This is a genomic window from Dulcicalothrix desertica PCC 7102 (genome assembly GCF_003991905.1).
GTDB lineage: Bacteria > Cyanobacteriota > Cyanobacteriia > Cyanobacteriales > Nostocaceae > Dulcicalothrix > Dulcicalothrix desertica.
On the sequence record NZ_RSCL01000051.1, the window covers coordinates 2,141 to 10,570 of the forward strand.

At 39.4% G+C, this 8,430-nt stretch carries 7 protein-coding genes; 6 read left to right on the forward strand and 1 reads right to left on the reverse strand.

Annotation, left to right across the window (positions count from 1 at the left end):
- Positions 1 to 548 precede the first annotated feature (548 nt).
- A complete protein-coding gene (locus DSM106972_RS48020; protein WP_127087345.1) occupies positions 549 to 932 on the reverse strand; it encodes a helix-turn-helix domain-containing protein in 384 nt (127 codons plus the stop codon).
- A gap of 328 nt (positions 933 to 1,260) precedes the next feature.
- On the opposite strand from DSM106972_RS48020, the gene DSM106972_RS48025 reads away from it, so the two are divergent.
- The 6 genes from DSM106972_RS48025 to DSM106972_RS48045 all read left to right on the forward strand — a co-directional run bounded on the left by DSM106972_RS48025 (position 1,261) and on the right by DSM106972_RS48045 (position 8,371).
- The gene (locus DSM106972_RS48025) at positions 1,261 to 2,277 is read left to right on the forward strand and encodes a hypothetical protein (RefSeq protein ID WP_127087346.1); all 1,017 of its coding nucleotides are present in this window, start codon (positions 1,261 to 1,263) and stop codon (positions 2,275 to 2,277) included.
- A gap of 60 nt (positions 2,278 to 2,337) precedes the next feature.
- Positions 2,338 to 5,394: a DUF927 domain-containing protein gene (locus DSM106972_RS48030; RefSeq protein WP_127087347.1), complete on the forward strand. Its 3,057-nt coding sequence runs from the start codon at positions 2,338 to 2,340 to the stop codon at positions 5,392 to 5,394.
- Between the two features lie 98 nt (positions 5,395 to 5,492).
- Positions 5,493 to 6,320, forward strand: coding sequence for a KilA-N domain-containing protein (locus tag DSM106972_RS48035; protein ID WP_127087348.1), 828 nt, complete (start codon positions 5,493 to 5,495; stop codon positions 6,318 to 6,320).
- A 294-nt stretch (positions 6,321 to 6,614) separates the two neighbouring features.
- Positions 6,615 to 6,815: a PDDEXK family nuclease gene (locus tag DSM106972_RS55600; protein WP_325052286.1), complete on the forward strand. Its 201-nt coding sequence runs from the start codon at positions 6,615 to 6,617 to the stop codon at positions 6,813 to 6,815.
- Positions 6,790 to 7,167 (forward strand): Uma2 family endonuclease, encoded by a 378-nt coding sequence (locus DSM106972_RS48040; RefSeq protein ID WP_325052287.1) that lies wholly within the window; start codon positions 6,790 to 6,792, stop codon positions 7,165 to 7,167. The genes DSM106972_RS55600 and DSM106972_RS48040 overlap by 26 nt, the downstream gene beginning before the upstream one ends.
- A gap of 601 nt (positions 7,168 to 7,768) precedes the next feature.
- On the forward strand, positions 7,769 to 8,371 hold the full coding sequence (locus DSM106972_RS48045; RefSeq protein WP_233787978.1) for a hypothetical protein: 603 nt from the start codon (positions 7,769 to 7,771) through the stop codon (positions 8,369 to 8,371).
- Positions 8,372 to 8,430: the final 59 nt, after the last annotated feature.

Below are 8,430 nucleotides of genomic sequence, written 5' to 3' on the forward strand. Positions count from 1 at the left end.
ATACTGATGCTGTAACGAAGGCGCCTTTAATAGTAAGGCAAATCAAGCAATATTTTCTTGCATACTAGCGCCAAGCTCTGCGTAATTATATACAAATTATTTGCAAATATTCTGTATAAATTGTTTCCGTGAATATAGACTAATGGTCGTTAGATATAGAAATCATAAGAAAAAGATTCGTGCGCCAAGCTCTAAATTTGTTTTAAACTTAATTCAAGTACGGTTAATTAATTAGCCAATGCGGCTCAAGTAAAATACCCAGCCCGACTCCAGATAGCTTTTAACTTTTTGAGTAATAGATGTGGAGCAATCAAAATGGCCGATACTACACTAATAAGGAAAATACATTGTTTCAAAGCACGAGGAGCAATGAGCAAGGGAAAACCAACAAGATAAGTATCTCTCGCTTATTGCAACCAGGTGGCATGGTTAAGCGCGCGTTTCCGGTTTTCTCAGTTTGTCTTCGTTCGAGAGCAACAAATCACCTTGCACAAAATAGGTTTGATAACGAACAATTTGTCATACTGGAGCTATGAGATTTTTACCTATCACCACTCTTTATCTACCGATACCAACACCGAATTAGGCGCCGTTTGAGGAGACTTGCTACGACTAACTAACGTTTCCACTGCAGCAGAAGCAACAATGGCGACTGCTTCTGTAGGAAGGGAACGTAATGTACTCAAAATTTGCTGTAAAGGTTCGGATGACGGTAACTCACCTTGTACTAAGTAAGTTTGTAATTGGGCAAGTGTCCACCCTTTGTACACTGCTAGCTTCTCAAGATTTTCGGTATCAGGGAAAGCCAAGCCAGACTCCCAAAAGTTGACGCAGGACTTACTCACACCCAAGATGGTCGAAAATCGACGCTGGGAGGTGGTACCTCGTAACTCCTTAACTAGTTGGGCTAACCGTTCTGTTTTAGTAGTCATATTCAAAATTATACTTTTTTGGTGGAAATAAGTGTAAAAACTTTAATTCGAGTGTACCGAATAAGGTAAATTATTTAGAATAGTGACTAATTAGCTGGACGCATGTGACCAAACAATCAGTCAGTGATAACTAAGGTTTAGTAATGGTAAAAGCTATAATCCTTAATAAATAAGGGTTTTCGCTCTTATAAACCTGCTCTTCAAACGCGGTCAGGCAACCGAAGAGTAGTACCTTTGTAGCCATTAGTAATAGGCTATCTCGATTTTAATCTAATCCAGATAGGACTCGTTCGCGTTTAAAACAAATTCTGTACACCACCATGTTTTTATGAGCGTAACTTCAATACCTTGTTCTGTATTTTGGTCGGTAGACCCAGCATTGCTTAAGCCACATCCTCTTTATATGTCTATATATGGAGAAGAGGTAGACGTATCTAACGTAATTAACTGGATTCGTAATTCCCAATTTCCTAGACCGCTGTTGATTAACCAGCACAATATCATTATTAATGGCTATCCTTATTGGAAAGCAGCACTCTGCTTAGGCTGGAACAGTATAAGCGTTGAAATTCGGCGGTTTCCAAACCCCTCAGCTGAATTGGAAGCACTATTACTGGAAAATGCCGACCGTAATAAGACAAATGAGCAAAAAGTGCGTGAAGCCATTGCTTGGGAACAGATAGAAAAGGAGAAAGCCAAGAAACGACAGCAGCTAGCAGCTTGTTCTACTAATCAAAAATTGGGAAGAAATGTGGATAAGACGCATGTGGAAAATTTTCCTTCTTCGTCAAGGGGTCTAACTCGTAACAAAGTAGCAAAGCTTGTTGGCTTGGGAAGTGGTCGTAACTATGCCAAAGCGAAACAGATTGTAACAAAAATTGACGATTTGATTCAATCTGGGAAAACAGAGTCTGCCCTTGATTTGCGCTCATGTTTAAACAAAAAAAGTATAGATGCTGCGGCTAAAATCCTTAAAGCGCTTCCACCCGACAATAACGTGAAAAAATTAGATGACCAAGAAATTAGTTGCTGGAATTGTAAATTTTGTACTGGGGAAAAAAGGGAAGATAAGCATATTTATTACTGTAATAAGTTTGGTTCATTAAATTTCTTGAAGCAACCTCCTACCTCAAGAGCAGTTGATTGCCCAGAGTGGAGTCATCGATTAGCAATAGAGGAACATGTTAATTCGATGCCTAACCCTTCTTATTTCACCCTTACCCTTCCATCACATTTACAACCTTTATTTGAGGATGCCGCACGAGCAGAATCAATGCCTTTACCAGACTGGGTTTGTCACCATCTTTTGAAAATAGTTCAGTCAAGTATGGGCAGTCGGCAGTAGATTTCTTAATGCCGATTGCCGATTGCCCACTACCTACTGCCCAAATTAAAGCAGGTGTTTATGGTAAAAAAAGGTAGTTATTCATCGAAAAAATGTCCTTGTCTTATCTGTAAAAACATGACGGGGAGTTGTAAGAGGAATTGCGATGGTAGTATTTATTGCTACCACTCAAGCCCCGATGTGGCGCCTTCTGGCTACGTTCATGTTCGAGAATTATCCGAAGGAATGGGGCACGAGTTTATCGAGCCACTTATTGTCGATGAATTATTAAGAGCCGCAAAAGAGCTTCAATGCCGGGGTAAAAAGGCATCAGCCAGGGATATGTCTAATTTGACTGGCTTGCCTTCATCTTGGGCAATGGCAGTACAAAAAGCATATCCGTTACTATTTCCGGAATGGAACAATAGCAGTAATTTGAGCTACAATAAACCCAAGCCAAAAGGCGCCAATACGCTTATGGAAAATTTTCCACAATCGTCTCAAGAGAAAGTTCTGAGCGATGCAGAGCGCGATAAGCAATATAGACAAGTATTAAGTCAGCTTCAACTACAGGAAACCCACCGCAATCATTTAAGGGACGTGCGCTCATTAGGTGAGTTTATCGAATACATAGGTTTCCGTTCATGGCAGTCTATTCAAGTCTCGAATGTTAGTGCCGACTTACCAGGTGTAGTTAAGCGAGATGGTTTGTTCTATTTATGGGGCGCCAAAGGTATCTTTTTACCGATGCGTAATGAGTTAGAGCAAATAATCGCATTTCAATTACTTCCAGATAATAGAGAGACTGGTAAATATAAGTGGGGTTCCTCTGCACCAGTTAATGGGAACTGTCCACGTTTGGATAATGGGGAAATGCCATTAACATTTTGCCGGACTCAGACGGTTGAAATACAGTCTGTTGGTTTTGTTGAAGGAGTTTTAAAAGCATGGTCAGTAGCTTGTTTTCTAAAACAAATAGTAATTGGGGCGCCTGGAGCAGCTTGGGACTGTAGCCCAAAATTACTTAGACGTTATTTAGAAAAAGTTGCTCAAGACAGAAATATTGCAATAAAAGATGTGGTTGTTGATTTATACGTTGATGCTGGAATGCTTACCAACGAACATATTATGCGCCGTTACTATGAAACAGTTAAGTTACTTCAACAATGGGAATGTAAAGTAAGAATTGGTTGGTGGGGACAATTTACCAAAGATAAATTAGATATTGATGACTTGATTATTCGAGGTTTGAGATGCCAAATAACTTATATTTCAGTTAATGAATGGATAACTCTGTGGCCAGAAGAGATGCGCTATTCTTTATTAAATAGTGATGCACAGTTTGACACCAGAGATTGGGTGGCGCCAGTACAGCATCTTCATCGCTCAGAGTTAGGGTATCGGAAGAAAATGAAAGGTTTAGAAGAGAATTTGGGATGGGAATGGATTCCAAAGGCTGGCTTCAGCTTTATTGTTGAGCGCGAATTAGTTGGAACTAATAATGCATTTGGTGGATTAATGTTACAGGTCAAACGTAGTTATGACTCAGTAACAGAACAAGACCGAGTGGTAGTACCAGCGGAAGCGCTGCATAAGGTTGCTGATTTTATTAACTGTTTAGCACGTTCCACTGGAAAAGTTTACCTGGTAAATAAGCTCAAGCAAGAAGAACTTCACAAATACCTACATAAACAAATAGCTGCTTATCGCGCACGTGGAGGTAAAGTATATAAACTATCAGAACGCATCGGTCGTCAAGCGGATGGAACTTGGGTGTTTCCAGATTGCCAAATATCTGCTTCGGGACGTTTTATTACCGAGTTAGAATCTGGTTGGGTTTTCAACCATGCTTTGATTGCAAAAGAAAAAATACCTCTTCCTCAAATAAATCAGAATGCTGAAACGGGCGTATTGAAACGCTTAGTTAGTGGGATGAGAAATTTTTTTGAAGAATCTGGATTTATGCCTGCGTTTTTTACAATGGCTTTTAGCGTTGCGGGTCTATTTTACGATGAAATTCAAGAGTCAGAAGGTTTTTTCCCAGTATTAGGACTTTACGGTGATGCTGGGACAGGGAAAACAGTAGCAGCAAATATAGCACTATCATTACTAGGTTTAGACTATCGAGCAACACTTCATAAAACCTCTGAAAGTGCTTATCATGAACGATTTAAGCTGATGGGTGGATTGACGCAGTTTCTTGATGACCCCGATAAAGCTCAAATCGCTTGGATTTGTCAACAAGTTAAAACGCATTATGGTGGTGGGTCGAGGTTTGTAAGGGAGAATCACCAAGACCCCCACAGTCCCCTGATGGTCGCTTCTAATTATTCGATTGGAGACGATGACCCAATTGTTTTGTCTAGATTAATTCGTTTAGTTTTTGAGCAAACTCCTAAACCAGTTGCTTTTGGAGAATTACGCTCAGTTTCTCGCATTTGTTCGTGTGTTTTACCTGATTTAATCAAATTAGGTTATCCTCAAACAGAAGTTAAGGTTTTGGAATCACAACTAATAGAAAAACTTCCTGCTTCACACGCTCGATTTGCATCAAGTTTGGCGTTGATTGGTTACTACGCTTTTCGCTTGGCTGAACTCAGTGGCGCCGTATCATCATCAGAAGTTTGGAAATATCTTGCTTTGTTATGTGATGATGCAAATAAAGACGAATCCAAAAAATCTTCGCTTGATGATTTCATTGATAAATTGCTTATACTTCGTTCTCAAACTGAAGTTGGTGAATGGAACTGTCGGTTAATTACAGAAGATAACAATCTGGAAAATCGAAATTATAAATCTTTGGCTGTTTATTTACATGGTGTTTGGTCGTTGATGTCGCGTTACTTTAAAAATGACCTGCCTTATAGCCAAAAAATGATTCGGCAGCAGATTGAGAAAGTAGGAGGGAAAACTTATAGTAAACAGAAATTTCATTGTGACCGTGATTCTTCAATAACTTACCAACGCTGGAAAGTGAATATCAAAGCTGATATAAATGGAGAGATTATTATGCCGAAACCACCAGAAATGCTTGTTCGTAGTTGTGTAGAAATTCCAATCGATTTTTTGAGGGAACGGCTCAGTAGCTTTGAAGGAAGTTTTAATCATGATTTACACGACTCCGACGATAAGAGCTAACGGCATTTTGGCATAAAAATTTGCAGCAATTATAGGGCGTTATGCATCTTTCATGGCGCTTCCTTCTTACTTACATAGAGAATTTTACAGGAGTAAAAATGTTAACTCACAACTGGAATAATCAGGCTATTTGCCAACTAACTGAAACTACAAAAATTGGTAAATATGATGTTCCTGCTTCTTATGTTAATGTGACTCAGATGTGTCAAGCGAACGAGAAGCAATGGGGGCATTATGCAGCACTTGATTCTACAAAAGCCTATTTGGAGGGACTTTCTGCCGATATCGGGATTCCGATTTCGGGGTTGGTGATATCAATCAAAGGTGGTAATGACAAACAAAATCAAGGCACTTGGGTACATTCGGAAGTAGCGATTGACTGCGCGCAGTGGGTGAGCGTCGAGTTCCGTATTTGGGCAAACCGCGCGCTACGCCAGCTTATTTCATCTCAATCAGTAATAGAGGTGCCGCAACAGTCACAGCTTCCGATACCATCGTTGGAAGAAATATCAACCTTACTAGATTTAACACTTGGTAAAGCTGGCTTAGAACCAAAATTAGTCGCAGGCGCCAAACTAAACGCAATCGGGAAAAGATATCCTCATCTACGCTCAGAAGCAGAAGAAGCTAAATTAATGCTGCTTGTCCCGGTGGAAGATAAATTACTGGCGCCTACACAGTTAGGTGAAATATTAACTGAACTTACTTGTGAAACGTATTCAGCACAGAGAGTTAATAAACTATTGATTGAACAGAGTTTTCAAGTTCGTAACCCAGAAGGCAATCCTGATTATCTGCCTACTGAAAAAGGTAAGCCACACTCGCAATTAACATTAGGTACGGCAAAGGGACGTGATAAGACAGTTCAACACTTGAGATGGTTTGAAACAGTACTTGAAGTTATGGAAGTTCCGGCGCCATTGTAGAAATAAATGGTGTCCTAAAACTTACACTATTAGCAGCAGAATCTGCCGCGTAATGTTAGATTTGGGAGGCGCCTCAAAAAATGGTAACTAGCGCAACAATAAGATGCATCATAGTAACTGCTGTAATGTAGATACAACAATAATTCCAAGAATTTTTTAAGCTGCTGTTACTGTAGTTTCTACTCCCATACGACAAAATTATCTTTTTTTGTAAAAATGCGCTTTCGTCAAAACAAGCGGCACAAGCATAAAATATGTAGTAGAATCTCCAAAACAAGGAAGGACTGGCACTTTATGACTGTGACTACTGCCAAGTGGACACTTGATGACTATCACCTAATGATTCAAGTCGGTCTTTTGAAAAACCGTCATGTCGAACTATTAAACGGAGAAATTGTTGAGATGCCACCAGAAGGTCCTGAACATGCTCAGTTGAGTACGGATGCAGGCGACTATTTGCGTCCCTTAATTGGCGAGAAAGCACTCTTTACGTAGTGCAAAACCTATTACAATACCTGCAACTGGTTCAGAGCCAGAGCCGGACGTGGCAATTGTCCAGCCATTAAGAACGATTTATCGAACTCGCCACCCGTACCCTGAAAACGTCTTTTTGATTATTGAATATTCAAACACCAGCCTAAACAAAGACTTAGACCCCAAGAAAAAAGCTTATGCTGTGGCTGGCATTTTAGAGTATTGGGTTGTGGATTTACAGAATCACGTTCTCAAAGTTTTTCGTAACCCAGTTAACGGAAGTTATACTGACGAAGTAACACTGGTCGATGGAGAAATAAGCCCTGTTTCGTTTCCAGAAATCAAGATTTCGGTAAAACGGTTGTTAACATAAATTATTCTACTTACTTCAAATACTCCGCTCTTCTATGAATGAAAATTTATAGTAACGCATGAAAGCCGCTTAGATAGTGGCTTTTTGCATTTCTAGCCATAGCCATTGTCTGTTAAATAATTTGATAACAGGCGCCAACCTAATTGAATTGAATATAAAGCATGGAAAATTGCATTTATTTTTACTTATAATTTATATTTTTAATCAGTAACTACAGTAACTAAAATAAATAAATAATTATAATCATTGCTGTATCCGGATTTCAGCGGTTACTGATTAAAGATAACTGAACGAATAAGGCTAGTTATTAAGTTACCTACTAGTCATTATTTTCTACGTATACTACGCAGATTGCGATTGAAGCTTAAATTACTTATTTTAAGTCTTAGTGCGTAAAATACGCTATATATTTATACAAGTAAACCAATATAATTACCAATTATTACTTAGATAATGACTTTATTGACGTAGCATAAATAACTTAATTCTAGATAATTCATTCAAATAAAAATGGTTTAACAATATCAGACATTTGGCTGATTTTTATTCACCACTAAGGGAGGTAAAAGGGGAGATAACACGCTCGTTGTTTTGGTTGACTATGCACTCAAACGCAAACAATAAAAATTCGGTTTTACCGAAGCTTAATTTTCTCAAATATCCAATTTATCCTTTATCCGTGATAGCAAGTGGAGTGATGATATTGGATGTAACGATTAATCAGAGTTTGGCAGGCATTGTGCAGTTGAGCATGTTTGCTATTGGTGGAGTTGCAATAATTTGGCGCCGCAAGTTCAATCGATGCTTGAATTATCTCGTAACGTTTAACAATCGCTATAAGATTACAAGCACTTCATTGATATTGATTGGAACGGCTTTATTTTTCGATGCCTTTGCTACTCCTGCACGCGCGCAGTTCTTCCAAAGTGCAGAAACTTGGATGACTGGGCAGTTTACGGGTGCTGATGAAGCTATCACTCTATCCTTCAACGTACTACGGGGATTGTTCATACTTTACTTAGGAATTTCTTTGGTAAGAGTTGTTCAAGCCGCCCGTCAGGACGAGGATTGGCAGAATTTAGCCCGTACACCAATGATTATCTTAATTGCAGTGACTATGGGCGATATTCTGGCAAATTTGATTATTGGTGGAGGCGGTGGTGGCGCCGCTGGTGGTGCTTCTGGTGGTGCTGGTGGAGGTTAATATATGGAGTCTAATAAATCAAAACACCGCACTGTTAACGCGACTTTGGGAAAGCAGCC

What these genes read in the sequence shown, in the direction of transcription:
- DSM106972_RS48030 (WP_127087347.1), top strand. Translation starts at nt 2,338, where the DNA reads ATGGTAAAAAAAGGTAGTTATTCATCGAAAAAATGTCCTTGTCTTATC.
- DSM106972_RS48035 (WP_127087348.1), top strand. Translation starts at nt 5,493, where the DNA reads ATGTTAACTCACAACTGGAATAATCAGGCTATTTGCCAACTAACTGAA.
- DSM106972_RS48020 (WP_127087345.1), bottom strand. Translation starts at nt 932, where the DNA reads ATGACTACTAAAACAGAACGGTTAGCCCAACTAGTTAAGGAGTTACGA.
- DSM106972_RS48045 (WP_233787978.1), top strand. Translation starts at nt 7,769, where the DNA reads ATGCACTCAAACGCAAACAATAAAAATTCGGTTTTACCGAAGCTTAAT.
- DSM106972_RS55600 (WP_325052286.1), top strand. Translation starts at nt 6,615, where the DNA reads ATGACTGTGACTACTGCCAAGTGGACACTTGATGACTATCACCTAATG.
- DSM106972_RS48025 (WP_127087346.1), top strand. Translation starts at nt 1,261, where the DNA reads ATGAGCGTAACTTCAATACCTTGTTCTGTATTTTGGTCGGTAGACCCA.